The sequence below is a fragment of the Rhodococcus sp. NPDC059234 genome (assembly GCF_042754225.1).
GTDB lineage: Bacteria > Actinomycetota > Actinomycetes > Mycobacteriales > Mycobacteriaceae > Rhodococcus_G.
Genome location: NZ_JBHZAH010000027.1, coordinates 1 through 25652, shown reverse-complemented (window position 1 = coordinate 25652; position 25652 = coordinate 1). Strand labels below are relative to the sequence as shown.

Genomic DNA, 25652 nt, shown 5'->3' with positions numbered 1-25652 from the left:
TTTCCTATGTTGTCATCCGTGACGGAGAACCGACAGAGCATCGAATTCCGCGGCGGCGTCGGAGCAATTGCCGCCGACTGCTGGCAGGGCGCCGCGGGCTCTGACTCTCGCGGCACCGTGCTCATGCTGCACGGCGGCGGTCAGACGCGGCACTCCTGGTCCCGGGCCGCGTCGAATCTGGCGCGGTCCGGCTGGACCGTCTACACCCTCGATGCCCGCGGTCACGGCGACAGCGACTGGGCGCCCGACGGTGACTACCGGCTCGACGCGCTGGTCGGTGACCTGCGCGGGGTGATCGAGCAGATCGGTACCGTGCCGGTGGTGTTCGGGGCCTCGCTCGGTGGGATGACGGGACTGATCGGCGAAGGGGAGGGGCCGGGGCTGACCCGAGGCCTGGTGCTCGTCGACATCACCCCGAAGGTCGAGCCCGAGGGCGTCGCGCGGATCGCGGAATTCATGCGCGGCAACCCCGACGGATTCGCCAGCCTGGAGGAGGTCGCCGACGCGGTGGCCGCATATCAGCCGCACCGGGAGCGACCGGCGAACATCGAGGGCCTGCGCCGCAACGTCCGCGAACGCCCGAACGGTCGGCTGTACTGGCACTGGGATCCCGCGTTCACGAGGCCCGGTGGCCTCGCGGACAGCCCGACCGCCGATCACGGCCGGATGGTGGCTGCGGCCCGGGCGATCACGGTGCCCACCCTGCTGGTGCACGGCGGCAAGTCGGACATCGTGAGCGTCGACGGCGTCGACGAGCTGCTCGGCCTGATCCCGCACGCCTCGGCGGTCAACGTCTCGGCCGCCGGGCACATGGTGGCCGGCGACGACAACGCGGTGTTCGTGGCGGAGGTCGGCGGTTTCCTGGACACGCTCGTGTAGTTGGATTGAGCCCGTCCCGGCGACCGGCCGGCGGCTACCGACTCTTCGAGGAGATCTCCCATGGCATTCGCCGGCAACGTCGACGAGCTCGCCCTGCTGCAGACGGTGCGATTGAAGGGCGCCGTGACGCCGGCGGTGCTGGCCGCACAGCTCGGGGTCGGGGAGGCCTCCGCGCAAGCCGCGCTCGACGCCCTGGTCGCGGCCGGCCGGGCCGAGGCGGGCGCCGAGGGCGCCGTCGCGCTGACCGAGCCGGGCCTGGCCGAGCTCGACGACCAGCTCGACGCGGAGCGGGTGTCCATCGACGAGGACCTGTTCGCCGAGGTGGTCGAGCGGTTCGAGCCGCTCGACGCCGAGTTCGCCGACGCGGCGGGCGATGCGGGCAAGCTCGCCGACCTGGATCGTCGTGCAGCGGACGTCTTCGACGACGTCTCTGCCTACGTGCCGCGGCTCGCGCGCTACCAGGAATTGCTCTCGGGCTCGATCGAGGACGCCGACGCCTATGCGGTGGTGTGGTCGGAGCTGCGCACGGAGATCCTCAGCGCCGCGGGCCGCTAGGTCTGCCACGAAGCCGGACCGACCGTCAGCGGTGACGGCCGGTCCGGCATCTCGTCAATCGCGGCTGCGGAACCCGTCGACGAACACCGCCACCACCTCGTGCGCGACCCTGCCGCCTTGCCCGCCACCTAGACTTCGGCGTATGGCGGACGTCCGCGTGGGCATCTCCGGGTGGGTGTACCCGGCGTGGCGCGGCGGCTTCTATCCCGACGGGCTGGTCCATCGGAAGGAATTGGCGTACGCCGCCGACCAGTTGACCTCGATCGAGATCAACGGGTCGTTCTATGCACTGCAGCGACCGTCCAGCTATGCGAAGTGGCGAGACGAGACACCGGACGGCTTCGTGTTCGCGGTCAAGGGCGGTCGCTACATCACCCACGTCAGGCGGCTGGTCGACGTCGAGACAGCTCTCGCGAACTTCTTCGCCTCGGGTGTGCTGGCGTTGAGCGACAAGCTCGGGCCGATCCTGTGGCAACTCCCGCCGAATCTGCAGTTCGACGCCGAACGCCTGACCACTTTCGTCGCCCTGCTGCCGAGGACGACGACGGAGGCGGGCGTACTCGCGCAGCGTCGCGACGACAAGCTCTCCGACGACAGGGTTCTCACCGTCGCCGCCGTCGAACGTCCGCTGCGTCACGCCATCGAGGTCCGGCACCCCAGCTTCGCCGTGCCGGCGGCGACTGCGCTCGCCCGCGAGCACGGCATCGCCCTCGTCGTGGCGGACACTGCCGGCAGATACCCCCGCATCGAGGAACCCACCGCCGACTTCGTCTACGTTCGGCTGCACGGTGACATCGAGTTGTACGCGAGCGGTTACACCGATGCGGCACTGGACAACTGGGCTGCCAAGATCCGCGGCTGGACGGCTGCGGGGCTGGACGTGTTCGCGTACTTCGACAACGACGCGAAGGGGTACGCACCGTTCGACGCGATGGCTCTGCTGCACCGGCTCGGTGACCCGGGTCACTCCACCCCCTTTTCGGGGGTAGTCGGGGAGTGAGCCACGTCACTACCTTCCTCGTTGTCGGTGATGCCCGCCCGGGCGTCGCACATGGCGCGAGAAGAGGGACAGATGACGACAGTGTCGCCAGCCGAGGGAACGGTGATCGCTCCGCCGCAGACGCGGACCAGCGTGCGCCGAGTGGCCGTCGCGAGTTGTATCGGCACCACCATCGAGTTCTACGACTTCTTCATCTACGGAACGGCCGCGGCGCTGGTCTTCCCGAAGGTGTTCTTTCCGGCGCTCGGATCCACCGCCGGCACGGTGGCGTCGTTCGCGACCTTCGCCGTCGCGTTCATCGCGCGCCCGGTCGGCGCGATGCTCTTCGGGCACTACGGCGACCGGATCGGACGCAAGAAGACGCTGATCTCGACGCTGCTGCTGATGGGCATCTCGACCATGCTCATCGGACTGCTGCCCAGCGCGACTGCGATCGGCGTCGCGGCCCCGATCCTCCTGGTACTGCTGCGATTCGGGCAGGGCTTCGCGGTCGGCGGCGAATGGGCGGGTGCGACGCTGCTGACCGCCGAGTACGCCCCGCCGGGCAAGCGCGGCCTGTACGCGATGTTCCCGCAGCTCGGCCCGGCCATCGCCTTCATCCTCTCGAGCGGAACCTTCCTCGTCACCGGTGCCGTGCTCGGCGACTCGAACGAGACCTTCCTCGCCTGGGGCTGGCGAGTGCCGTTCCTGTTCTCCGCCGTGCTCGTGGGCATCGGTCTGTACATGCGCCTCGCGATCGAGGAGACCCCGGTGTTCCGCGCCAACCAGGCGAAGAGGGACGGCGAGACCCCGCAGGGGCTGCCGTTCCTCGACGCCTGGCGCTATCAGAGCAAGGAGATCCTGCTCTCGGCCGGCGCGCTGGCCACCCTGTTCGCCTTCTTCTACCTGGGCACCGCGTTCCTCACCAGCTACGGGACCAAGACGCTCGGCTTCAGCCGCCCGTTCGTGCTCGCGATCGGGATCGCCTCGGCGGTGGTCTTCGGGATCGCGATCATCGTCTCCGCGCTGTACTCCGACCGGATCGGCCGTCGCAAGGTGATCATGGCGTCCTGCGTGGCGGCCCTGGTGTGGGCGCTGGTGCTGTTCCCGATCCTCGACACCGGTTCGCCGGTGGCGTTCGCGGCGGGCATGTTCGGCACGCTGGCGATCTTCGGCATCGCGTACGGGCCGTGCGGCGCGTTGCTGCCCGAGATGTTCGCGACCAGGTACCGCTACACCGGTGCCGGCCTGGGCTACAACCTGGCGGGTGTGCTCGGCGGCGCGATTCCCCCGCTGATCGCCGCGCCGCTGGCCTCCGCATACGGCAGCTTCGCCATCGGTCTGATGCTTGCCGGACTCGCGGTTCTGAGCTTCTTCTGCACGAAGGCGCTGGTCGAGACCAAGGATCACGCACTCTGAGGGTCCGCGGTGCGGGGGCTGTCCGGACATTGCACAGTTACGGGCGCCCCGCACCGCGGACTATGTCGTACATCACAGTCTTTCGGTAGGTTCAAATCACACAGGGCCCCGCCCGAGGGCCAGGCGCCGACCCGGCGCGGGAGAGGAATTGCGCAATGACCACGCCGCTGCCCAGCTACACCTCCGGCGTCTGGGATGCCCCGATGTTGGGGGACACCATCGGCGAAAACTTCGACCGGACCGCGGCCGCGCACGCCGACCGGGAGGCGCTCGTCGACCACGCCTCCGGCCGCCGGTGGACCTACACCGAGCTGCGGGCCGAGATCGACGCGATCGCAACCGGATTGCTGCGGCGTGGGATCGGCAAGGGGGACCGGGTGGGCATCTGGGCGCCGAACTGCCCGGAATGGACCATGATCCAGTACGCCACCGCCAAGATCGGGGCGATCCTGGTCAACATCAACCCGGCATATCGTTCACACGAGCTGCAGTACGTGCTCGAGCAGGCCGGGATCGTGATGCTGGTGTCCGCGGCGAGCTTCAAGACCTCCGACTACGCGGCGATGATCGAGACGGTCCGCCCGAACTGTCCCGACCTGACGTCGGTGATCCTGCTGGGCGGCGACGACTGGCGAGCCCTGGGTGCCGACGGTGCCGCCGCACTGACCGCCGACCCGGGTGTCCTGGCGACGGCGCAGGCGGGGTTGTCGGCGGACGAGCCGATCAACATCCAGTACACCTCCGGGACAACGGGGTTCCCGAAGGGCGCCACGCTCAGTCACCACAACATCCTCAACAACGGGTACTTCGTCGGCGAACTGTGCCACTACACCGAACAGGATCGGGTGTGCATCCCGGTGCCGTTCTACCACTGCTTCGGGATGGTGATGGGCAACCTCGCGTGCACCAGTCACGGTGCGACCATGGTGATCCCGTCGCCGGCCTTCGATCCGAGGGCGACCCTGGAGGCGGTTCAAGCCGAGCGGTGCACCTCGCTGTACGGGGTGCCGACGATGTTCATCGCCGAGCTCGCCGACCCCGACTTCGACACCTACGACCTGTCGAGTCTGCGGACCGGGATCATGGCCGGTTCACCGTGTCCCGTCGAGGTGATGAAGCAGGTCATCGAGCGGATGGGGATGGCCGAGGTGTCGATCTGCTACGGCATGACCGAGACCTCCCCGGTGTCCCTGCAGACCCGCTCCGACGACACCGTCGACCAGCGGGTGTCCACCGTCGGGCGGGTCGGACCGCACCTCGAGGTCAAGATCGTCGACCCGGCGACGGGGCTGACCGTGGCGCGCGGGAAGCCGGGCGAGCTGTGCACCCGCGGCTACTCGGTGATGCTCGGCTACTGGAACAACGCGGAGAAGACTGCCGAGGCGATCGACGCGGCGCGGTGGATGCACACCGGGGACATCGGGGTCATGGACGCAGACGGGTACGTCGCGATCACCGGCCGGATCAAGGACATGGTGATCCGGGGCGGGGAGAACGTCTACCCGCGGGAGATCGAGGAGTTCCTCTACACGCATCCCGACATCCTCGACGCCCAGGTGGTCGGGGTTCCGGATGCCAAGTACGGCGAGGAACTGATGGTGTGGATCCGAATGCGCGAGGGCGCCGACGACCTCGACGCCGACTCGGTGCGATCGTTCTGCACCGGCAAGCTCGCCCATTACAAGATCCCCCGGTACGTGCACGTCGTCGACGAGTTCCCGATGACCGTCACCGGCAAGATCCGCAAGATCGAGATGCGCGAGAGGTCGGTCGAGCTGATCGGTCGTGGATAGGCGGAGCGTGCGATGACGACCGGGGATGCCGACGGACGGACAGCGGTCCGCCCCGAGATCGCGATGTCGTGGAAGCGGTCGCTGCTCAGCGGCCTCGATCCGGGCCGCGGGTTCGATGCCTCCCCGGCCGCGGACCTCGACCTCTCCGGCCGACTGCTGCGGGCCGCCAGGCCGGTCCTGGACGAGGTCGGTGTGCAGATCGCGGGGACCGAGCTCTGCGTGCTGCTCGCCGATCCCGACTGCCGCATCGTCGCGCGGGTCTTCGACACCCGGGCCGTCGAACGACGGATGGAACGGCTCGGGGTGCTGCTCGGGTCCCGGTTCGGCGAGGACCGGGCGGGGACGAACGCGATCGGGACACCGCTCGAGGTGCGCCGAGGCATCGTGATCAACGGCGAGGAGCACTACCTCGAGCAGTTCAAGGGTCTGAGCTGCTACGGGCATCCCATCATCCATCCCGTCACGCACCGGGTCGAGGGGATCCTCGACATGACATGCATTGCTCCGCAGGTGAACTCGTTGTTCGCGCCGTTTCTGCAGCGGGCCGCCGCCGACATCGAGAGGCGACTGCTCGAGGGTGCGAGGGCCTCGGAGCAGCGGTTGGTCGATGCCTTCCAGCGGGTCTCGCCTCAGCGGCAGGTCGCGGTCACCGCGATCGGAGAGGACATCCTGCTCAGCAACCGGGCGGCGCTGGACCTGCTGGACGTGGCCGACCACGCGACGTTGCGGGGACTCGCCACCGACCTGAAGCCCGACCAGTCGCGGACCGTGCAGCTCGAACTCGCCTCGGGTGAAGTCGCTCGGGTGCGCGCCGACCGGATCGCGGGCACCGACGGAGGGGCGCTGTTTCTGGTGCAGCCGGTGCAGAGGCCGGCCGCACCGATTCGGCGCCGCACTTCTCGGACGAATCCTCCTGCAGTGGAACGGGTCCGAGCAGAACTCGAGCGGCTGCGCGGCACCTCCGACGCCCTGGTGATCTACGGCGAACCCGGGTCGGGACGCAGCACCGCCGTCCGGGACGTCGCGGCGACTCGGATCGTGCACTGCCACGATGCCACCCGAATCGCCGTGCAGGGCCTCGAGTCCTGGACCGCCGGGCTGGCTCGAAGCCTGCAACGATCGGGCGAGATCGTCGCCGTCGACCACGTCCAGTTGCTGCCGGAATCCGTGCATCCCCTGGTGTCGGAAGCGATCGCGGCCGCTGATCCCCGGATCCTGCTCGTCTCCGCGCCCGAGGCGGACCTGGCCGCTCCGGTCGCGGCATTGGTCGCGCGGTGCCCGGAGCAGCTGGTCCTGCCGCCGCTGCGTCAGCGCGGTGCCGAGTTCCCGGAGATTGCCGGAGCGCTGCTCGGTGAGATCGCGCCGGGGCTGAGGCTCACCGCGACCGCGCTCGCCGCGCTGACCGCGGCGCAGTGGCCGGGGAACCTCGCCGAGCTTCGGGTGGTGCTGACGAAGGCTGCACGATCGTGTGCCGGAAACCGAATTACGTTGACGGACTTACCCGATCGCTATCGGACACCGGGTCGAGTCGCCAGGCTCGCCGGCCGGGAGCGCGCCGAACGGCAGGCGATCGTGGACGCGCTCACAGAGTGCGGCGGCAACAAGGTGCACGCCGCGGAGCAGCTCGGGATCAGTCGCAGCACCCTGTACGCCCGTATCCGGGCGCTGGACATCTCGGTCTGACCCCCGGCCACGCAGGGTGATGGGAACCATCATTCGGTCTGGCCGGGTCCCGGGTCCCTATTCCCTGTCCACGGTCGCGGGCACTGTCCGAACCTTGCACAGTTAGCGGGTCCGGAACGGGCGAAGTATGGCGTGCATCACACCATCACTTCGTAGGGAGATCCGATGACAGCGATAGCCGACTTTCCGCTCACCGCAGGGGTTCAGGCCTTTCTGGGTGGGGGCCCGAAGAAGCTCCTGATCGGAGGCGAGTGGATCTCGGCCGCCTCCGGACGGACCTTCCCGACCTACGACCCTGCCACCGGCAACCCGCTCACAGAGGTAGCGCACGGGCAGGCCGAGGACGTCGACCGCGCGGTGCGCGCGGCACGGGCGGCGTTCGACGAGGGACCGTGGGCGTCGATGAAGCCCAACGAGCGGGAACGGTTGATCTGGCGGGTCGGCGACATCCTGTCCGAGCGCGCCGAGGAGTTCGGCCAGCTCGAGGCCCTGGACAACGGCAAGTCCGCCGGCATCGCCTCCGCCGTCGACGTCGCTTGGGCCGCAGACGTTTTCCGCTACTACGCGGGCTGGGCGACCAAGATCGAGGGCAGCACCGTCAACGTGTCGATGCCGTTCGCCCCGGGTGCCCAGTTCCACGCGTACACGCTGCGCGAGCCGGTCGGTGTCTGTGGCCTGATCGTGCCGTGGAACTTCCCGCTGCTGATGGCCGCATGGAAGCTCGCGCCCGCGCTGGCGGCGGGCAACACTGTGATCCTCAAGCCCGCCGAGCAGACCCCTCTCACGGCGCTGCTGCTCGGGGAGGTGTTCCAGGAGGCCGGATTCCCGCCCGGTGTCGTCAACATCGTCAGCGGCTTCGGTGACGCGGGTGCGGCGCTGTCGGCGCACGAGGACGTCGACAAGATCGCCTTCACCGGCTCGACCGAGGTCGGCAAGAAGATCGTCGAGGCCGCGAAGGGGAACCTCAAGAAGGTCTCGCTCGAGCTCGGCGGCAAGAGCCCGAACATCGTCTTCGCGGATGCCGACTTCGATGCGGCAGTCGAGGGTTCGCTCAACGCGTGGCTGTTCAATCACGGACAGTGCTGCGTGGCAGGTACCAGGCTGTTTGTGGAGGACTCGATCTTCGACGAGTTCACCCAGGCCGTCGCGCACGCCGCGAGCCAGGTGAAGATCGGGCCCGGTCTCGACCCGGCCACCCAGCTCGGCCCGTTGGTGTCCCAGGAACAGTTCGACAAGGTGACCGGCTACCTCGCCGCAGGTCTGGCCGATGGTGCACGGGCTCTGACCGGAGGGAAGCGCTGGGGCGAGACCGGGTACTTCGTCGAGCCGACCGTGTTCGTGGACGTCGAGCCGGAGTTCTCGATCGTGCGCGAGGAGATCTTCGGTCCGGTGGTCGCGGCGATGCCGTTCAACGCGGCCGCCGGGGTCGCCGCAGCAGCCAACGACTCGATCTACGGCCTTGCCGCCGGGATCTGGACCCGTGACATCTCCAAGGCCCACCGGACCGCGCGCCAGCTGAAGGCCGGCTCGGTGTGGATCAACCAGTACAACGGCTTCGACACCGCGATGCCGTTCGGCGGCTACAAGCAGTCCGGCTGGGGTCGCGAACTGGGCGCGGCCGGCCTCGACGCCTACACCATCACCAAATCCGTCAACGTCGCACTCTGACCCGCCCGTTCCGAAGAAGGAGACACACATGAAGACCACTGCCGCAGTACTTCTCGAGGCGGGCAAGCCGTTCGAGCTGATGGAGCTCGAGCTCGACGGCCCGGGTCCCGGCGAGGTGTTGATCAAGTACACCGCAGCCGGCCTCTGTCATTCGGACCTGCACCTGACCGACGGGGACCTGCCGCCGCGCTATCCGATCGTCGGCGGGCACGAGGGATCCGGGATCATCGAGGAGGTCGGCCCGGGCGTCACGAAGGTCAAGCCCGGTGACCACGTGGTGTGCAGTTTCATCCCGAATTGCGGGACCTGTCGCTACTGCTCGACGGGTCGACAGAACCTGTGCGACATGGGCGCCACCATCCTGGAGGGCTCCATGCCCGACGGGAGCTTCCGATTCCACGGCGGAGGAATGGATTTCGGCGCGATGTGCATGCTCGGCACCTTCTCCGAGCGCGCGACGATCTCGCAGCACTCGGTGGTCAAGGTCGACGACTGGCTGCCGCTCGAGACTGCGGTGCTGGTCGGCTGTGGTGTCCCGTCGGGCTGGGGCACCGCGGTGAATGCGGGCAACCTGCGCGCCGGCGACACCGCCGTGGTCTACGGGATCGGCGGCCTCGGCATCAACGCCGTGCAGGGCGCCGTCAGCGCGGGCTGCAAGTACGTCGTCGTGGTCGACCCGGTCGCGATGAAGCGGGAGCAGGCGCTGAAGTTCGGCGCCACGCACGCCTTCGCGGATGCGGCGAGCGCCGCGGAAAAGGTCAACGAGCTCACCTGGGGGCAGGGCGCGGACGCCGCTCTGATCCTGGTCGGCACCGTCGACGAGGAGGTCGTCTCGGCCGCCACAGCAGTGATCGGCAAGGGTGGGACGGTCGTCATCACGGGTCTGGCCGATCCGGCGAAGCTCACCGTGCACGTGTCGGGCTGCGATCTGACGCTCAACCAGAAGACCATCAAGGGCTCGCTCTTCGGCTCGATGAACCCGCAGTACGACATCGTCAAGCTGTTGCGGCTCTACGATGCGGGTCAACTGAAGCTCGACGAACTGGTCACCACGCAGTACCGACTCGAGGACGTCAACCAGGGATACCAGGACCTGCGTGACGGCAAGAACATTCGCGGTGTGATCGTCCACGCCTGATTCCGGGCAGCTGTGTCCCGCGCGCACCCCGCTCCTCTCCGGAGGTTCGGGGTGCGCGTGTCATGGCGGCGCTCACTGTCCGAGAATCCGGGCCTTCTCAGCCTTGAATTCGTCGTCGTCGAGCACACCGCTGGCGTGGAGCTCTCCGAGTTCCTTCAGCGCGGTGATGCGGTCCATCCCCGCGGCATCGGGCTCCGGTGCTGTGCTCACCGGCGGGGGCTGCGGCGGTCGGGGCTCAGATACGGGTGGTGCCGTCTGCTCCTCGGCAGCCCACCGCCGTCCCTGGCGGCGGGACACTCGGTTGGAGACAGCGGTCGCGGTTCCGGCGATCGCGGCGGTGCGGGCAACCCCGCGAAGCAGTCCGGGCATGTTGGCCTCCTTGGTTCACGATTGGGTTTCGAGTGCATCGAGCGATGCGAGGATGCCCTGGACGGGGATACGACCCGACGCCACGAGCTGAGCGCCGCTGTGTCGGAGCGCCGCGGCGAACGGCGCTGCCCAGCGGTTCTCGTAGACGAGAACCGCTGCCGAGCAACCCGGCTCGAGGATCGCGGCCGCCTCGTCGAGATCTGCGTTGTCGAGGAGGCCTGACGAGGCCTCGGCGAACACGGACACCTCGATGTCACCCTCGAATCCGAGTTCGGAGATGTCGACCCCGACGACCGAGCCGTCGGCCAGCTTGCGGACGAACGCCAGGTCCAGCACCCGAACTATGCCTCGATCCACGAGGTCGAGCAGCAGTGGAAGCGCGGAACCGTCCGGGCTCCGGTCGGCGGGAAACTCGATGACTAGATAGTCGATTGGCCCGATGTCTTCGAATGGGATGTCGTCATTCATGGGGAACCTCTCTGGGACCGGTCGGAACTGCCTGGCGCGGGCTGTGCGGTCGGCGGGACCACTCCAGGGCGGGGGCGGACGACCGATTCCGGGGGCGACGTACCTGGCTCGCGTCCGGCGGTTCCGCGGTCCCGTGGAGCCGACGAGGTTCCGTCGATCATTGTCGAGCATAGTTCGGTCCGGTCCCGTCGCACTGGGCTTTTTCCCGCAGTACCCGACAATTCCGTGCACGAGATTGCCCACCAACTCGTCCCGGCAGGCGGAGAATTGGAGTGCATCGTCAGGGCGTATCGAGAAGGGAGACCGGAGATGTCGGAGAACAATTCGTCGGTCAGGAGTCAGGTCGCGACCGGCACCTCGATCGGAGCGGCAATCCTGCTGGTCACCGTGGGCGTGCTCCAGGTGTTGCAGGGAATTTCGGCGGTGGCGAAGGACGACGTGTTCGTCGTCGGCGTCTCGTACACCTACAAGTTCGATCTCACCTCCTGGGGCTGGATTCACATCGTGCTCGGAGCGCTGATCGTGCTCGTCGGTATCGCGCTCTTCACGGGTGCGGGCTGGGCGCGAATCTGCGCGATCGGTATCGCCGCGCTGTCGCTGATCGCCAACTTCCTCTGGCTGCCGTACTACCCGTGGTGGTCGGTCCTGATCATCGCGCTCGACATCGTCGTCATCTGGGCGGTGTCCACCTGGAAGCCCGACCAGGTCGGCTGACGACTTGTCGAGCGACACGACCGATCCGCTCACCCGGGAAGACCGCGCGGAACGGGGGCTGGCCGCGCGGCGCGCGGTGCCGTTCGCCGCGCTGGCGGAGCACGACGGCACTCGCCCGCGCTCGGTGGTCGACCTCCTCGAGCTGCAGGCAGCGACCCGTGTCCCGCAGCTCGTTCCCGTGCGGTACGGGCGGATGGCCAGCACCGCGTTCGCGTTCTACCGGGGTGGTGCGCGGATCATGGCCGACGATCTTTTCCACGCACCCAGCACGGGCCTGCGCACTCACCTGTGCGGGGATGCGCACATGGGCAATTTCGGCCTCTACGCCACGCCGGAACGCAGGGTGGCGTTCGACATCAACGATTTCGACGAGACGTACCCGGGGCCGTTCGAATGGGACGTCAAACGCCTGGCCGGCAGTCTCGCGGTCGCCGGGCGGGAGAACGGGTTCGCAGACAAGCAACGTGCGCGGGTCACCCTGGCGTGCGTCGCCGAGTACCGCGAGACCATGGCGCGTCAGGCGGACCGGGGGACACTCGCGGCCTGGTACTCGCACATCGAGCCCACGACAGAACTCCTGGAACTTCGGGACGAGCTCGACACCTCGACGAGCAAGCGGATCCGGAAGGCGCTCGAGAAGTCGTCGCACCGCGACAGCGTCCAGGCATTGACCAAGCTGACCGCAATGGTGGAGGGCCAGCGGAGGATCAACAGCTTTCCCCCGTTGATCGCGCCGATCGAGGAGGTCTTCCCGGACGCCGACGTGAAGCTGCTCTACGCGGAGCTGCGGCAGCGGCTGGGGGAGTACCGCCAGACACTGCAGGCCAATCGGCGGGTGCTGTTCGATCGTTTCGAACTCGTGCAGGCCGCGCGCAAAGTGGTCGGGGTCGGTAGCGTCGGCACCCGGGCCTGGATCCTTCTGTTTCGAGGTGTCGACGAGGACGATCCGCTCTTCCTCCAGGCGAAGGAGGCCCAGCAGTCGGTGCTGGCCGGCTACCTGGAGGGGCCGTCGTTCCCGAACGAGGGCGAACGGGTCGTGGAGGGGCAGCGTCTGATGCAGGCTGCCAGCGACATCTTCCTGGGCTGGCAGCAGGGGCCAGGGTTCGACGGTGTTCGGCGAGACTTCCACCTGCGCCAGCTGCGTGACGGCAAGGGGTCCGCGGTGATCGACACGATGGCGCCGACCGCGATGGCGTTGTACGGCCGGCTGTGCGGGCGGGCGCTGGCGTACGCGCACGCCCGTGCAGGCGACCGAGTCGCCATAGCCGCGTATCTCGGCTCGGGCACCGAATTCGACCACGCCATAGCCGAGTTCGCGGAGACCTATGCGGACCAGAATGCGCGAGACCACGCGGCGTTGCTCGAGGCCATTGCCGACGGCCGGGTCGAGGCACGGCTCGGGTTGTGACACGGCACGCGAGAATCCGTCCACCACATGCACGCCTGGGGGCAGCACATGAACGACGACACGGGCTCACCGCCGGTACCCGGCGACGCAGCGCGCCGGTGGTGGGCCCGGTCCGCATTCGCGGCCGCATTCTGCGCGGCTGCACTACCGGTGGTGGTGGCGGGAGTGCTGGCCGCGATCGCACTCCTCGTGGCGGGGGTCGGCGGCGTAGCGGTGACCATTGCGGCGCTGTACCTGTTCCTCACCAGCCGCGGCGCGCTCCGCTGGATCGCGTTCGCGTTCGCGGTCCTCAGCCCGATCGTCGTGGTGGTCGTGTTCGTGCGGGCGCAGCTGCTGTGGGTCGTCCTGGTCTCGCTCGGGGTCTTCGCGCTCGCGATCGCGTGTGGGCGTCTCGCGCTTGCCGACAGTCGACACGACGGGACACCCGAGCGGTCCGCGCCGCAGCCACGGCGCCCGTTCCTGGTGATGAATCCGCACTCGGGTGGCGGCAAGGTGGAGAAGTTCGATCTCGAGCACAAGGCGCGCGTGCTGGGCGCGGAGGTCGTGCTGCTGGAAGGACCTGGGGAGGTCGACGTCACGGCGCTCGCGCGTGCGGCGGTGGACCGCGGCGCCGACCTGCTCGGAGTCGCCGGTGGTGACGGAACCCAGGCACTGGTTGCCGCGGTGGCGGCCGAGCACGATCTCCCGTTCCTGGTGATCAGCGCGGGGACCCGCAACCATTTCGCGCTGGATCTCGGCCTCGACCGCGACGATCCCGCGACGTGCCTGGACGCGTTGCGAGAGGGAGTCGAGCTTCGGGTGGACCTCGGCTCGCTGAACGGGCGCACGTTCGTCAACAACGCCTCTTTCGGTGTCTACGCGGAGGTGGTGCAGAGCCCGGCGTACCGGAACGACAAGACACGGACGGTGCTGCGCATGCTGCCCGACCTGATCAAGGGGCACCGGGGCGCGCGGTTGGTCGTGCGAGCCGCCGGGGTCACCGTGACGGGGCCGCAGGCAGTGCTGGTGAGCAACGGACCGTACCGCACCAACGACCTTGTCGGACTGGGCAGGCGGACGAGCCTGGACGCTGGAAACCTCGGGGTCGTGACCATTTCGGTGGACAGCACGCGCCAGGCGGTGGGACTACTGAACCGCTCGCGGCAAAGCGGTCTCACCCAGCAGTCGGTGCGTGAGGTGGTCGTGGATTCGGACACGGACGAGATCTCTGTCGGGGTCGACGGCGAGTCGTTGACGATCCGGACGCCCGTGCACTGCTCGATCAGACCCGGGGCGCTGCGGGTGCTGGTGCCCCGGCACCGACCGGGGGTGCGGACACCGAGACCCACGCTCGACTGGGTGCGATTGCGCGCCTTGGCGACTGGATCTCGGACTCAGCCCGCAGCAGCACCCTCGGTCGGCGAATGATCTTCTCGGACCGGTGAGCCCACCGCCCTGGCGGACACCCGGCCGGTGGCGAACAGCGACGCGACGGCGAGCAGGGCGGTCAGCGCGAGCGCCACCCGAAGTGCATCGAGTCGCGCGTCGGAATTGACGTCGACCACGGCGTCAGCGGCCGGGCCCGTCACGCCGGCGGACTCCAGCGCGTCCTGCAACTGAGTGGTCGACAGGAACGGAACCCCGTCGGCCAGTTCGGTGGAGGCCCGTTGCTGCACCGAGGCGGGCACGGCGGGGTTGTTCTCGATACTCGCCACGACCGACGTGGTCAGGGTGGCGATCAGCACCGACCCGATGAGCGCCGTGCCCAGCGAGGCACCGAGATTGGTGGCGGTGTTCTGCAGCCCGCCCACCTCGGCGCTCTGAGAATCCGGCACAGCAGACACCGTGACGGCGCCGAGCTGCGAGGACAGCGCGCCGAGCCCGAGACCCATGAACAGCATCGGGATCATGACGACCGCGGCGTTGCTATCGGGATCCATGCCCGCGACCAGGATCAGGATCCCGACGATCATCGACCCGAGTCCTGTCCGGACCACGCGGCGCGGATTCGCTTGCGGCCGGAACTTGGGGATCCCCGCGCCGGCCAGGACGAGGGCGACCGACAGCGGCAGGATCCGCAGGCCGGTCTCGAGCGCGCTGAGTTCGAGGACCACCGACAGGAAGAGCGGGACCGTGAAGAACACGCCGGCCTGAACCAGGAACTGTGCGAAGAACATCGAGAGCCCGCCCGAGAGCTGGCGGTTGCGAAGGAGCGTGGGGTCGAGGAGCGGTTCCCTGCCCGCGTTCGCCAGGTGCGTTTCCCAGCGCAGGAACCCGTAGGTCACGACGAGGCCGGTCAGCAGCAGCCAGATGACGGGCGACAGTCCCATCAGTTGCGGACCTCCGGGCTTGGGCAGCACCCACCCCCATTCGCTCGAGCGCAGGACCCCGTACACCAGCGCACCCAGACCCAGCACCGACAGACCCGACCCGACGAGGTCGAGTCGGACGCGGGACGACGGAACGTCCTGCACCTTGCGCAGCACCGCCAGGATGGCCGCCACGATCACGACCTCACCGGCGAACACGTACCGCCAGGACGCGAAGGTGGTGACCGCGCCACCGAGGAGCGGGCCGAGGGCTACCGCCATCGCACCGGCCGCAGCCACCAGACCGTAGGCGGCGGTCCGGCGCTCGGGCGGGAAGTTCGCGGCGACCAGCGACACGATCGCCGGCATGATCAGGGCCGCTCCGATCCCCTCGAGTAGGGACCAACCGAGCAGCAGCACCGTGAGATCGGGCGCGAGCGCCGTCGTCAGCGAGCCGGCGCCGTAGACGACCAGACCCACTCCGAAGGCGCGTCGGCGGCCCATGATGGCGCCCACCTTGCCGCCGGTGATCATCAGGGTGGCCATCACCAGGGTGTACAACGTGATCGCCGTCTGGATGCCGGTGATGGTGGTGCCCACGTCCGCGGCGACGGTGGCCATCGACACGTTCATCACCGAACTGTCGAGCGTCATCAGGAACTGCCCGGAGGTCGGTTCCAGGCCGGGTCGTCCGGCGTGACGTCAGGTGGTGCGATCTCGAAACGCGTCGACCGCCACTAGGGCGAGGCTTCCCGTCGTGGACACAGGGGAAGTATCCCACCGGGAGGGGCCGTTTCCCGGCCGAACGCCGATCGCGCCTGCCGGTGCTCGGGACCCGCGGGTGCGGCGTTCGTGTGTTGGAATGAGGTCGACGCGAGGAGGCCAGGGTGATCGTCAACGCCGGTCGAGCCACCGCGACTACAGCGGTCCTGCTCGCCGCGCTCGCCGGATACGTGGACGCGATGGGCTTCATCGTCCTCGGCGGATTCTTCGTGTCCTTCATGAGCGGCAACTCGACGCGAGCCGCGGTCGCGGCGGTCGGCGGCGGATGGCATCCGGCCGCGGTGGGCGCCGCAGTGATCGCGCTCTTCGTTCTCGGCGTGGTGCTCGGTTCGGTGCTGGGTCGCCGGGCGGCCGGTCGCCGCGGGCCCACGGTCCTGGGGCTGGTGGCGGTGCTCCTGGCGTTCGCGGCGGTCGTGCACCCGTTCGCGCCGACGCAGGTGATCGTCACTGCGCTGGCGCTCGCGATGGGAGTCGAGAACACGGTGTTCGAGGGCAGCGAACAGGCCTCGATCAGCCTGACCTACATGACCGGGACGCTGGTGAAGCTGGGCCAGGGGATCGGCGGGGCATTGACGGGTGGTCCCCGCTGGGGGTGGGTGCGATTCGCGGTGCTCTGGCTCGGGCTGGTGCTCGGTGTGGTCGCGGGCGCCGCCGTGCACCGGTGGATCGGGCTGGCCGGGCTGTGGCTCGCGGCCGTCACGGCATTGGGGCTCGCGGTCGCGTCGGCGCGGCTTCCTGGCCCGGCGTGAGCGGAGGTGTCAGCGTGGCGCGTACATGATGACCGCGACCCCGACGAGGCAGAGCAGCGCGCCCGCGACGTCCCAGCGGTCCGGGCGGAAGCCGTCCATCGCCATGCCCCAGATCAGCGAACCGGCGACGAAGACGCCGCCGTACGCGGCGAGGATCCGGCCGAAGTTCGCGTCCGGCTGGAGGGTGGCGACGAAGCCGTAGGCGCCGAGGGCCACGATCCCGAGACCGGCCCAGAGCCAGCCGCGGTGCTCGCGGATGCCCTGCCAGACGAGCCAGGCGCCACCGATCTCGAACACTGCCGCGACGGCGAACAGGGCGACGGACTTCGCGACGGTCATGTCAGGACACTAACGTCGCCGGCCCCGGCCGGGACCGCTGCGGGTCGGGTATCGGACGGGTGGGAGCGGGAACCTGCTGCGGCTACGCGCCCGGCGCCAACGCCGCGACCGTCATCCGTCGCAGGATCGCGCGGGTGCGCGTGGCCGAGGTCCGGCTCGCGCTGTGCGGCGTCGAGTTGATCAGCCCGAAAGTCGCGTGCGCCTTGATCCGGGCGTCCGTCTCCTCGAGTGCCGGGTCGACCTTCTGCAGGACCTGAACCCAGATCTCGACGTACTGCCGCTGGAACTGGCGGACCTGACGACGCTGCGCGGGCGGCAGGGACTCGAGGTCGCGGTCCTGGACCCGAATGAGGTCCGGCTCGCCGAGCGCGAAGTCGAGGTGGAACTCGACGAGGCCGGCGAGCGCCTCCTCCGGCTCCTGCGCCGCCTCGGCCACCGCGGTGCCCCCGTCGAGCAGACGGCGACTGATGTCGACCAGCAGCTCGACGAGCAGTGCCTCCTTGTTGGGGAAGTACCGGTAGACGGCGGGTCCGCTGATCCCGACCGCGGACCCCAGGTCCTCGAGCCGTACCCCGATGAATCCGCGCTCGGCGATCAGTCGCGCCGCGGCCTGCAGGAGTTGCCTGCGCCGGTCGGCCTTCGCGCGGCTGCGCGCGGTCTGGTTCTCGGATGTCACATCGACACCCCCTCTCCGTCACAAGATCTAGACAACTCAGTTAATCATAGTTATCTTAGATTCGGTTATCGATGATTAACTGAATGGCATCGACCTAGCAGACGGAGCGGCGATATGACCTTCGACGGGGATCGCAACAGGGCCGAGCACACGCGCCTGGTCGACGAGCTGCGTGAGCGGCTGGCCGTTGCCGCGCTCGGCGGCAGCGAGAAGTCGCGGCAACGGCACGTCGATCGGGGCAAGTTGCTCCCGCGGGACCGGGTGAACACCCTGCTCGACCCGGGCAGCCCGTTCCTCGAGTTCTCCCCGCTCGCGGCGAACGGTCTCTACGACGACGAGTGTCCGGGGGCGGGCATGATCGCCGGCATCGGCCGGGTCTCCGGCCGCGAGTGCGTGATCGTCGCCAACGACGCGACGGTCAAGGGCGGCACCTACTACCCGATGACCGTCAAGAAGCACCTGCGGGCGCAGGAGATCGCGCTGCAGAACAACCTGCCCTGCGTCTACCTCGTCGACTCCGGTGGCGCCTTCCTGCCCCGGCAGGACGAGGTGTTCCCCGACCGCGAGCACTTCGGCCGGATCTTCTACAACCAGGCGACCATGAGCGCCAAGGGAATTGCGCAGATCGCATCCGTGATGGGTTCGTGCACCGCCGGTGGCGCGTACGTGCCCGCGATGAGTGACGAGGCCGTCATCGTGCGCAATCAGGGCACGATCTTCCTGGGCGGCCCGCCGCTGGTGAAGGCCGCGACCGGTGAGGTCGTCACGGCCGAGGAGCTGGGCGGCGGCGACCTGCACTCGAAGGTCTCCGGCGTCACCGACCACCTGGCCGAGGACGACCAGGACGCGCTCCGGATCGTGCGGAACATCGTCGCCACCCTCGGTCCGCGCACCGAACGGCCGTGGGACGTGCGGGAGACGGTGGATCCGGTCGCCGACCAGGCCGAGCTGTACGACGTCGTCCCGACCGACCCGCGCACTCCCTACGACGTGCACGAGGTCATCACGCGTGTGGTCGATGGCGGGGCCTTCCAGGAGTTCAAGGCCGAGTACGGCAAGACCCTGGTCACCGGATTCGCGCACATCCACGGGCATCCCGTCGGCATCGTCGCCAACAACGGGGTGCTGTTCGCCGAGTCCGCGATGAAGGGGGCGCACTTCATCGAGCTGTGCGACAAGCGCAGTGTCCCGCTGTTGTTCCTGCAGAACATCGCGGGCTTCATGGTCGGCCGCGACTACGAGGCCGGTGGCATCGCCAAGCACGGCGCGAAGATGGTGACCGCGGTGGCCTGTGCGCGGGTGCCGAAGCTGACGGTCGTCATCGGCGGTTCGTACGGCGCGGGCAACTACTCGATGTGCGGCCGTGCGTACTCGCCCCGCTTCCTGTGGATGTGGCCCAACGCCCGGATCTCGGTGATGGGCGGTGAGCAGGCCGCCCAGGTGCTCGGCGCGGTCGGCTCGGGAAACGACCCGGACGAGATTCGTGCCCAGTACGAAACGCAGGGCAACCCCTACTATTCGACCGCCCGACTGTGGGACGATGGAATCATCGATCCTGCCGACACCAGAACTGTTCTCGGACTGGCACTTTCGGTGTGCGCACAGGCGCCGATCGAGCCGGTCTCCTACGGCGTCTTCCGGATGTGAGTGAGATGACTTCGACACTTTTCGACACGGTCCTGGTCGCCAACCGCGGTGAGATCGCGGTCCGCGTCATCCGTACCCTGCGCGCGATGGGCATCCGCTCGGTCGCCGTGTACAGCGAGGCGGACGCCGGTGCGCGGCACGTCCGCGAGGCCGACGCCGCGGTGCTGCTCGGCCCCGCCGCCGCGCGCGAGAGCTACCTCGACATCGGCAAGGTCGTCGACGCGGCGCGGCGCACCGGTGCCCAGGCTGTGCATCCCGGCTACGGATTCCTGTCCGAGAACGCGGAGTTCGCGGCCGCACTCGAGGCTGCAGGCATCGCGTTCCTCGGACCGTCCGCCCGGGCCATCGAGGTGATGGGCGACAAGATCACCGCCAAGAACGCGGTGGCCGAGTTCGAGGTGCCGGTGGTGCCCGGGATCGCCCGGCCCGGGCTGACCGACGACGAACTGATCGCCGCTGCCGAGGACATCGGCTACCCGGTGTTGGTGAAGCCGTCGGCCGGTGGCGGCGGCAAGGGCATGCGCCTGGTCGAGGAACCCGGCAAGCTGGCCGACGCACTCGCCAGTGCGCGCCGCGAGGCCGCGTCCGCATTCGGCGACGACACCCTGTTCCTGGAGCGGTTCGTGTTGCGGCCCAGGCACATCGAGGTGCAGATCCTCGCCGACAATCACGGCAACGTGGTTCATCTCGGCGAGCGTGAGTGCAGCCTGCAGCGCCGCCACCAGAAGGTGATCGAGGAAGCGCCGTCGCCGCTGCTCGACGAGGCTACCCGGGCCCGGATCGGCGAGGCGGCCTGCAACACCGCCCGCAGCGTCGACTACTCCGGCGCCGGCACCGTGGAGTTCATCGTCTCCGCGGACCGGCCCGACGAGTTCTTCTTCATGGAGATGAACACCCGGCTGCAGGTCGAGCACCCGGTCACCGAGATGGTCACCGGCCTGGACCTGGTGGAATGGCAGGTGCGGGTGGCCGCGGGGGAGAAGCTCGGCTTCGGCCAGGACGAGATCACCCTCACCGGCCACGCCATCGAGGCCCGCGTCTACGCCGAGGATCCCGCCCGCGGATTCCTGCCCACCGGCGGTCTGGTCGTCGACCTGCTCGAGCCGTCCGGGCCTGGCGTGCGCGTCGACTCGGGTCTGCGGGCGGGCACCGAGATCGGCAGCGACTACGACCCCATGCTCTCGAAGGTGATCGCGCACGGCCCGGATCGCGCGTCGGCGCTCCGGACCCTCGATCGCGCACTCGCCGACACCGCGGTGCTCGGTGTGGTCACCAACATCGAGTTCGCGCGGTTCCTGCTCGCAGACCCCGACGTGGTCGAAGGCCGACTCGACACCGGGCTGCTCGACCGCCGCCTCGCCGACTTCGCGGCCGCCGACGTCGCCGACGAGCAGTTCATCGCCGCCGGTGCCTACCGCTGGCTCACGCACTGGCCGCGGGGGCAGCGGGTCGACCCCTGGGAGCTGCCGACCGGCTGGCGCGTCGGTACCGCCGCGCCGACGAGTATCCGGCTCGTGACACCTGGCCGCACCGACCACGTGCGCATCACGGGCACCCCCGACGCCGCGCTGGTCACGATGGAGAGCGGCGAAAGCCGTTCGCTCACAGCATCACTGGACGGAACGACGCTGTCCGTCACGCTCGACGGGCTGCGGGCGGAATACCGCGTCGCCTGTCACGACGGCCACATCTGGCTGGCCGGCCCCGGCGGCACCGCGGCATTGCGCGAGGCCGCGGAACTCAGCGTCCGCACCGGCGACGCCCACGCGGGGGAGGCGGAACTCGTCAGCCCGATGCCCGGAGCCGTCATCGCCGTCGGTGTCGAGACCGGCGCGATCGTCACCGCGGGCACGACCGTCGTGGTCGTCGAGGCGATGAAGATGGAGCACGCGCTGACCTCGCCGATCGACGGCACCGTCGAACTCCTGGTCGCCGCGGGCGACCAGGTCAAGGTCGACCAACTGCTGGCACGAGTCGTACCCACCGAAACCACCACCGAGACCGAGACGAAGGACGCCGCGTCATGACCGAGTACCTGTCCACCGGAGAGCTGCCCGACGAGTACCAGCAGCTGGCGAAGACCGTCCGGGACTTCGCCCAGAGCGTCGTAGCGCCGGTCGCCGCCGAGCACGACGCGAACCACACCTTCCCGTACGAGGTCGTCGCCGGCATGGCCGACCTCGGACTGTTCGGTTTGCCGTTCCCCGAGGAGTACGGCGGACAGGGCGGCGACTACTTCGCGCTCTGCCTGGCACTCGAGGAGCTCGGCAAGGTCGACCAGTCGGTGGCCATCACCCTCGAGGCAGGCGTCTCGCTCGGTGCCATGCCGATCTACCGCTTCGGCAACGAGGCGCAGAAGCAGGAGTGGCTGCCGCAATTGACGAGCGGAAAGTCCCTCGCCGCCTTCGGATTGACCGAACCCGGCGCGGGTAGCGACGCCGGTGGCACCAGGACCACCGCACGCGAGGACGGCGAGAGCTGGATCGTCAACGGCAACAAGCAGTTCATCACCAACTCCGGCACGAACATCACGAAGTTGGTGACCGTCACGGCGGTCACCGGGGTCGGGGAGAACGGCAAGAAGGAGATCTCCACCATCCTCGTGCCCACCTCCACCCCCGGCTTCACGGCCGAGCCCGCCTACAACAAGGTCGGCTGGAACGCCTCGGACACGCACCCCCTGACGTTCCAGGACGTGCGCGTGCCCCGCGAGAACCTGCTGGGCGAGCGCGGCCGGGGCTATGCGAACTTCCTGCGCATCCTCGACGAGGGCCGGATCGCCATCGCCGCGCTCAGCGTGGGCGCGGCCCAGGGCTGCGTCGACGAATCGGTGAAGTACGCCAAGGAGCGCGAGGCATTCGGCAAGCCGATCGGCGCCAACCAGGCCATCGCGTTCAAGATTGCCCGGATGGAGGTGCGCGCACACGTTGCCCGCACCGCCTACTACGACGCGGCCGCACTCATGTTGGCGGGCAAGCCCTTCAAGAAGCAGGCGTCGATCGCCAAGCTGGTGGCCAGCGAGGCGGCGATGGACAACGCGCGCGACGCCACGCAGATCTTCGGCGGCTACGGCTTCATGAACGAGTACCCGGTGGCCCGCCACTACCGGGACAGCAAGATCCTCGAGATCGGCGAGGGAACCACCGAGGTGCAGCTGATGCTCATCGCGCGTGAGGCGGGGCTGTGACCACCGGCGGGGCGAGTGAAGCGACAGGGGATAGGACCGAACCCACCAGACGGGTTGTCCAGCGCGGACTCTGGTTCGAGGAGTTCGAGACCGGCGTCGTCTACGAACACCGTCCCGGACGTACCGTCACGGAGGCCGACAACGTCCTGTTCACCACGCTGACCATGAACACCCAGGCGCTGCACCTCGATGCCGCGTTCAGCGATGCGCTGCCGCCGTTCAACGCACGGCTGGTGAACTCGATGTTCACGCTCTCCACCCTGGTCGGGCTCTCGGTCGCGCAGCTCACGCAGGGCACGATCGTGGGCAATCTCGGATTCTCCGAGATCGCCTTTCCGAAGCCGCTCTTCCACGGAGACACGCTGTATGCGGAGACCGTGATCACCGACAAGCGCGAGTCGAAGAGCCGTCCGGGCGAGGGCATCGTGACGTTCGCGCACACCGGACGCAACCAGCACGGCGACGTCGTCGCGACCGCGGTCCGGAAGACGTTGGTGCGCAAGCGTCCCGACACGACGGAGGAATGACGTGCAGACCTCATCTTCCGACCGCTCCGCACCGTGGACACCGCCCGGGCCTGCCTGGCTGTTCTGTCCCGCGGACCGGCCGGAGCGTTACGCGAAGGCCGCCGCGGCGGCGGACGTCGTCATCCTCGACCTCGAGGACGGCGTGAGTCCGGCGGACAAGGAGACGGCGCGGCGGGCACTGGTGGACAACCCGCTGGACCCGGAACGCACGGTCGTACGGATCAATGCGGCGGGGACCGAGGACCAGGCCCTCGATCTGGCGGCACTGTCCCGAACGCGGTACCCGCGGGTGATGCTGCCCAAGTGCGAATCGGCAGAGCAGGTGCGCTCCCTCGCGCCCCGCGAGGTGATCGCGCTGATCGAGTCGCCGCGCGGCGCGCTGTGCGTGGCCGAATCGGCTGAGGTCGCCAACGCGATCGGGGTGATGTGGGGAGCGGAGGATCTCGTCGCGGCGCTCGGCGGCAACTCCAGCCGGCGCGCCGACGGTTCGTACCGGGATGTCGCCCGGCACGTCCGGTCCGTGTCGCTGCTCGCGGCCAAGGCGCACGGCCTCTTCGCGCTCGACTCTGTGTACCTGGACATCGGGGACCTGGACGGGCTGCGGGCCGAGTCCGAGGACGCGGTGGCGGTCGGGTTCGACGCGAAGGTGGCGATCCACCCGAGTCAGGTCGCGGTGATCGCGGCGGCGTACGAGCCGAGCGAGGACGAGATCAATTGGGCACAAAGGGTTCTCGCTGCAGTGTCGGACCAGCGCGGGGTCTTCGCGTTCGAGGGAAAGATGGTGGACGCCCCGGTTCTCCGGCACGCCGAGGCAATCGTGCGACGGTCCGGCGCCGCCGGGTCCGCCACTGAGAACGGAGGGAATCGATGAGCAAGGTCTGTGCGAGCGCGGCCGACGCGGTCTCCGACGTTGCCGACGGGTCCACCCTTGCCGTGGGCGGTTTCGGCTTGTGCGGCATCCCCTCCGACCTGATCGGCGCACTCGCCGAGCGCGGTGTCGGCGGCCTCGAGGTGTACTCGAACAATTGCGGGGTCGATGACTTCGGTCTCGGAATTCTGCTCTCCGCACGACGGATTCGGCGGGTCACCGCGTCCTATGTCGGGGAGAACAAGGAGTTTGCGCGCCAGTACTTGTCGGGGGAGCTCGAGGTGGAGCTGACCCCGCAGGGCACCCTCGCCGAGCGGCTGCGTGCCGGTGGGGCCGGAATCCCAGCCTTCTTCACTCCCGCTGGGGTGGGCACGCCGATCAGCGAGGGCGGACTGCCCTGGCGCTACAACGCAGACGGTTCCGTCGCGATTGCCTCCCCGCCGAAGGAGACCCGCGTGATCCGCGGCAGGACGTACGTGCTCGAGGAGTCGATCGTCGCCGACTATGCGCTGGTGCACGCCGAGATCGGTGACACCGAGGGGAATCTGGTGTTCAACAAGACCGCGATGAACTTCAACCCGCTGGCCGCGATGGCCGGCCGGGTCACGATCGCGCAGGTCGAGAAGCTGGTCGAGCCGGGCGAGATCGACCCCGCCCAGGTGCACGTGCCCGGGGTGTTCGTCCAGCGCGTCGTCCACACGGGGCAGCAGGACAAACGGATCGAGAAGCGGACGGTGTCGGCATGAGTTGGTCACGTGAGCAGATGGCGCAGCGCGCCGCCGCCGAGATGGTGGACGGCGAGTACGTCAACTTGGGAATCGGACTGCCGACCCTGATTCCCAACTACCTGTCCGACGGGGTCAAGGTGGTCTTGCACTCGGAGAACGGCATCCTCGGCACCGGACCGTACCCCGCCGAAGACCGGGTCGATCCTGACCTGATCAACGCGGGAAAGGAGACGGTGACCGTCAATCCCGGTGCGGCGTTCTTCGATTCGGCGTTGTCGTTCGGGATGATTCGCGGTGGCCACATCGACACCGCAGTTCTCGGTGGCATGCAGGTCTCCCGCAGCGGGGACCTCGCCAACTGGATGGTGCCGGGCAAGATGGTCAAGGGCATGGGCGGCGCCATGGATCTGGTGCACGGTGCCCGGCGGGTCATCGTGGTGATGGAGCACACCGACCGTGACGGCGGCGCGAAGATCGTCGATCGGTGCACGTTGCCGCTGACTGGGCGTGCGGTGGTGCACCGCATCATCACGAACCTGGCCGTCATAGACGTCGACGGCGAGAAGTTGATCCTTCGGGAGCTCGCGCCCGGGGTGACCGCCGAGGACGTCAGGGCCGCGACGGCGACCGAACTGGTCGTGGATACCGCCGTCATCGTGAACGAATCGAGGGAGATCAATGTCTGAGTCCACCAGTTCTGTCATCGTCGCCGGAGCCCGTACCCCTGTGGGCAGGCTGCTCGGATCGCTCAAGGACTTCTCCGGGTCCGATCTGGGCGGCATCGCGA

The 25652-nt window shown here is 68.6% G+C and carries 24 protein-coding genes; 19 read left to right on the top strand and 5 right to left on the bottom strand.

The window, feature by feature from the left end:
• The first annotated feature begins 18 nt into the window (after positions 1 to 18).
• From ACFXGJ_RS08700 to ACFXGJ_RS08665, 8 genes are all read left to right on the top strand, one after another.
• On the top strand, positions 19 to 879 hold the full coding sequence (locus ACFXGJ_RS08700; protein ID WP_378617948.1) for an alpha/beta fold hydrolase: 861 nt from the start codon (positions 19 to 21) through the stop codon (positions 877 to 879).
• Positions 880 to 939: 60 nt separating this feature from the next.
• Complete coding sequence (locus ACFXGJ_RS08695) at positions 940 to 1434, top strand: hypothetical protein (protein ID WP_378617947.1); 495 nt, start codon at positions 940 to 942, stop codon at positions 1432 to 1434.
• Between the two features lie 142 nt (positions 1435 to 1576).
• On the top strand, positions 1577 to 2434 hold the full coding sequence (locus ACFXGJ_RS08690) for a DUF72 domain-containing protein (RefSeq protein WP_378617946.1): 858 nt from the start codon (positions 1577 to 1579) through the stop codon (positions 2432 to 2434).
• 72 nt (positions 2435 to 2506) lie between these two features.
• Positions 2507 to 3832 carry an MFS transporter gene (locus ACFXGJ_RS08685; protein ID WP_378617945.1) on the top strand — a complete coding sequence of 442 codons (1326 nt, stop codon included), beginning with the start codon at positions 2507 to 2509 and terminating at the stop codon, positions 3830 to 3832.
• 155 nt (positions 3833 to 3987) lie between these two features.
• On the top strand, positions 3988 to 5625 hold the full coding sequence (locus ACFXGJ_RS08680; RefSeq protein WP_378617944.1) for an AMP-binding protein: 1638 nt from the start codon (positions 3988 to 3990) through the stop codon (positions 5623 to 5625).
• A 12-nt stretch (positions 5626 to 5637) separates the two neighbouring features.
• The gene (locus tag ACFXGJ_RS08675) at positions 5638 to 7308 is read left to right on the top strand and encodes a sigma-54-dependent Fis family transcriptional regulator (protein WP_378617943.1); all 1671 of its coding nucleotides are present in this window, start codon (positions 5638 to 5640) and stop codon (positions 7306 to 7308) included.
• A 165-nt stretch (positions 7309 to 7473) separates the two neighbouring features.
• Positions 7474 to 8976: an aldehyde dehydrogenase family protein gene (locus ACFXGJ_RS08670; protein WP_378617942.1), complete on the top strand. Its 1503-nt coding sequence runs from the start codon at positions 7474 to 7476 to the stop codon at positions 8974 to 8976.
• A 28-nt stretch (positions 8977 to 9004) separates the two neighbouring features.
• Complete coding sequence (locus ACFXGJ_RS08665; protein WP_378617941.1) at positions 9005 to 10114, top strand: NDMA-dependent alcohol dehydrogenase; 1110 nt, start codon at positions 9005 to 9007, stop codon at positions 10112 to 10114.
• 72 nt (positions 10115 to 10186) lie between these two features.
• Here the strand turns inward: ACFXGJ_RS08665 and ACFXGJ_RS08660 are convergent, their stop codons facing one another.
• A complete protein-coding gene (locus tag ACFXGJ_RS08660; protein ID WP_378617940.1) occupies positions 10187 to 10483 on the bottom strand; it encodes an SHOCT domain-containing protein in 297 nt (98 codons plus the stop codon).
• Between the two features lie 15 nt (positions 10484 to 10498).
• A complete protein-coding gene (locus ACFXGJ_RS08655) occupies positions 10499 to 10951 on the bottom strand; it encodes a DUF6325 family protein (RefSeq protein ID WP_378617939.1) in 453 nt (150 codons plus the stop codon).
• A 309-nt stretch (positions 10952 to 11260) separates the two neighbouring features.
• Between ACFXGJ_RS08655 and ACFXGJ_RS08650 the strand changes: the two genes are divergently transcribed.
• Genes ACFXGJ_RS08650 through ACFXGJ_RS08640 form a run of 3 tightly spaced genes read left to right on the top strand, consistent with a single transcriptional unit; the run spans position 11261 to position 14480 of the window.
• On the top strand, positions 11261 to 11665 hold the full coding sequence (locus tag ACFXGJ_RS08650; protein WP_378617938.1) for a hypothetical protein: 405 nt from the start codon (positions 11261 to 11263) through the stop codon (positions 11663 to 11665).
• A 4-nt stretch (positions 11666 to 11669) separates the two neighbouring features.
• Positions 11670 to 13073 carry a DUF2252 domain-containing protein gene (locus tag ACFXGJ_RS08645; protein ID WP_378617937.1) on the top strand — a complete coding sequence of 468 codons (1404 nt, stop codon included), beginning with the start codon at positions 11670 to 11672 and terminating at the stop codon, positions 13071 to 13073.
• 48 nt (positions 13074 to 13121) lie between these two features.
• Positions 13122 to 14480, top strand: a complete 1359-nt coding sequence (locus ACFXGJ_RS08640) for a diacylglycerol/lipid kinase family protein (protein WP_378617936.1) — start codon at positions 13122 to 13124, stop codon at positions 14478 to 14480.
• On the opposite strand, the gene ACFXGJ_RS08635 is transcribed toward ACFXGJ_RS08640, so the two are convergent.
• The gene (locus tag ACFXGJ_RS08635; protein WP_378617968.1) at positions 14447 to 16042 is read right to left on the bottom strand and encodes an MFS transporter; all 1596 of its coding nucleotides are present in this window, start codon (positions 16040 to 16042) and stop codon (positions 14447 to 14449) included. The genes ACFXGJ_RS08640 and ACFXGJ_RS08635 overlap by 34 nt on opposite strands.
• A gap of 206 nt (positions 16043 to 16248) precedes the next feature.
• Between ACFXGJ_RS08635 and ACFXGJ_RS08630 the strand changes: the two genes are divergently transcribed.
• Positions 16249 to 16893 carry a YoaK family protein gene (locus ACFXGJ_RS08630; protein WP_378617935.1) on the top strand — a complete coding sequence of 215 codons (645 nt, stop codon included), beginning with the start codon at positions 16249 to 16251 and terminating at the stop codon, positions 16891 to 16893.
• 9 nt (positions 16894 to 16902) lie between these two features.
• Here ACFXGJ_RS08630 and ACFXGJ_RS08625 read toward each other — a convergent pair whose 3' ends face one another.
• Together ACFXGJ_RS08625 and ACFXGJ_RS08620 are read right to left on the bottom strand one after the other, a co-directional pair.
• The gene (locus ACFXGJ_RS08625; RefSeq protein ID WP_378617934.1) at positions 16903 to 17232 is read right to left on the bottom strand and encodes a YnfA family protein; all 330 of its coding nucleotides are present in this window, start codon (positions 17230 to 17232) and stop codon (positions 16903 to 16905) included.
• 82 nt (positions 17233 to 17314) lie between these two features.
• Complete coding sequence (locus ACFXGJ_RS08620) at positions 17315 to 17908, bottom strand: TetR/AcrR family transcriptional regulator (RefSeq protein WP_378617933.1); 594 nt, start codon at positions 17906 to 17908, stop codon at positions 17315 to 17317.
• A 114-nt stretch (positions 17909 to 18022) separates the two neighbouring features.
• On the opposite strand from ACFXGJ_RS08620, the gene ACFXGJ_RS08615 reads away from it, so the two are divergent.
• Genes ACFXGJ_RS08615 through ACFXGJ_RS08585 form a run of 7 tightly spaced genes read left to right on the top strand, consistent with a single transcriptional unit; the run spans position 18023 to position 25551 of the window.
• Entirely contained in the window at positions 18023 to 19555 is a 1533-nt protein-coding gene (locus ACFXGJ_RS08615; protein ID WP_378617932.1) for a carboxyl transferase domain-containing protein, read from the top strand.
• Between the two features lie 5 nt (positions 19556 to 19560).
• Positions 19561 to 21582, top strand: coding sequence for an acetyl/propionyl/methylcrotonyl-CoA carboxylase subunit alpha (locus ACFXGJ_RS08610; RefSeq protein ID WP_378617931.1), 2022 nt, complete (start codon positions 19561 to 19563; stop codon positions 21580 to 21582).
• Positions 21579 to 22742, top strand: coding sequence for an acyl-CoA dehydrogenase family protein (locus ACFXGJ_RS08605; RefSeq protein ID WP_378617930.1), 1164 nt, complete (start codon positions 21579 to 21581; stop codon positions 22740 to 22742). The genes ACFXGJ_RS08610 and ACFXGJ_RS08605 overlap by 4 nt, the downstream gene beginning before the upstream one ends.
• Positions 22739 to 23269 (top strand): MaoC family dehydratase, encoded by a 531-nt coding sequence (locus ACFXGJ_RS08600; RefSeq protein WP_378617929.1) that lies wholly within the window; start codon positions 22739 to 22741, stop codon positions 23267 to 23269. Before ACFXGJ_RS08605 ends, ACFXGJ_RS08600 begins: the two co-directional genes overlap by 4 nt.
• Position 23270: 1 nt before the next feature.
• A complete protein-coding gene (locus ACFXGJ_RS08595; protein ID WP_378617928.1) occupies positions 23271 to 24140 on the top strand; it encodes an HpcH/HpaI aldolase/citrate lyase family protein in 870 nt (289 codons plus the stop codon).
• Positions 24137 to 24883, top strand: a complete 747-nt coding sequence (locus ACFXGJ_RS08590) for a CoA transferase subunit A (RefSeq protein ID WP_378617927.1) — start codon at positions 24137 to 24139, stop codon at positions 24881 to 24883. Before ACFXGJ_RS08595 ends, ACFXGJ_RS08590 begins: the two co-directional genes overlap by 4 nt.
• The gene (locus ACFXGJ_RS08585; RefSeq protein WP_378617926.1) at positions 24880 to 25551 is read left to right on the top strand and encodes a CoA transferase subunit B; all 672 of its coding nucleotides are present in this window, start codon (positions 24880 to 24882) and stop codon (positions 25549 to 25551) included. Before ACFXGJ_RS08590 ends, ACFXGJ_RS08585 begins: the two co-directional genes overlap by 4 nt.
• Positions 25552 to 25652 lie beyond the last annotated feature (101 nt).

Bases quoted from the DNA above. Each gene is read 5' to 3' on its own strand.
- ACFXGJ_RS08695 (WP_378617947.1), top strand. From the start codon at position 940: ATGGCATTCGCCGGCAACGTCGACGAGCTCGCCCTGCTGCAGACGGTG.
- ACFXGJ_RS08660 (WP_378617940.1), bottom strand. From the start codon at position 10,483: ATGCCCGGACTGCTTCGCGGGGTTGCCCGCACCGCCGCGATCGCCGGA.
- ACFXGJ_RS08640 (WP_378617936.1), top strand. From the start codon at position 13,122: ATGAACGACGACACGGGCTCACCGCCGGTACCCGGCGACGCAGCGCGC.
- ACFXGJ_RS08680 (WP_378617944.1), top strand. From the start codon at position 3,988: ATGACCACGCCGCTGCCCAGCTACACCTCCGGCGTCTGGGATGCCCCG.
- ACFXGJ_RS08690 (WP_378617946.1), top strand. From the start codon at position 1,577: ATGGCGGACGTCCGCGTGGGCATCTCCGGGTGGGTGTACCCGGCGTGG.
- ACFXGJ_RS08665 (WP_378617941.1), top strand. From the start codon at position 9,005: ATGAAGACCACTGCCGCAGTACTTCTCGAGGCGGGCAAGCCGTTCGAG.
- ACFXGJ_RS08670 (WP_378617942.1), top strand. From the start codon at position 7,474: ATGACAGCGATAGCCGACTTTCCGCTCACCGCAGGGGTTCAGGCCTTT.
- ACFXGJ_RS08610 (WP_378617931.1), top strand. From the start codon at position 19,561: ATGACTTCGACACTTTTCGACACGGTCCTGGTCGCCAACCGCGGTGAG.
- ACFXGJ_RS08615 (WP_378617932.1), top strand. From the start codon at position 18,023: ATGACCTTCGACGGGGATCGCAACAGGGCCGAGCACACGCGCCTGGTC.
- ACFXGJ_RS08650 (WP_378617938.1), top strand. From the start codon at position 11,261: ATGTCGGAGAACAATTCGTCGGTCAGGAGTCAGGTCGCGACCGGCACC.
- ACFXGJ_RS08655 (WP_378617939.1), bottom strand. From the start codon at position 10,951: ATGAATGACGACATCCCATTCGAAGACATCGGGCCAATCGACTATCTA.
- ACFXGJ_RS08625 (WP_378617934.1), bottom strand. From the start codon at position 17,232: ATGACCGTCGCGAAGTCCGTCGCCCTGTTCGCCGTCGCGGCAGTGTTC.
- ACFXGJ_RS08605 (WP_378617930.1), top strand. From the start codon at position 21,579: ATGACCGAGTACCTGTCCACCGGAGAGCTGCCCGACGAGTACCAGCAG.
- ACFXGJ_RS08590 (WP_378617927.1), top strand. From the start codon at position 24,137: ATGAGCAAGGTCTGTGCGAGCGCGGCCGACGCGGTCTCCGACGTTGCC.
- ACFXGJ_RS08685 (WP_378617945.1), top strand. From the start codon at position 2,507: ATGACGACAGTGTCGCCAGCCGAGGGAACGGTGATCGCTCCGCCGCAG.
- ACFXGJ_RS08585 (WP_378617926.1), top strand. From the start codon at position 24,880: ATGAGTTGGTCACGTGAGCAGATGGCGCAGCGCGCCGCCGCCGAGATG.
- ACFXGJ_RS08675 (WP_378617943.1), top strand. From the start codon at position 5,638: ATGACGACCGGGGATGCCGACGGACGGACAGCGGTCCGCCCCGAGATC.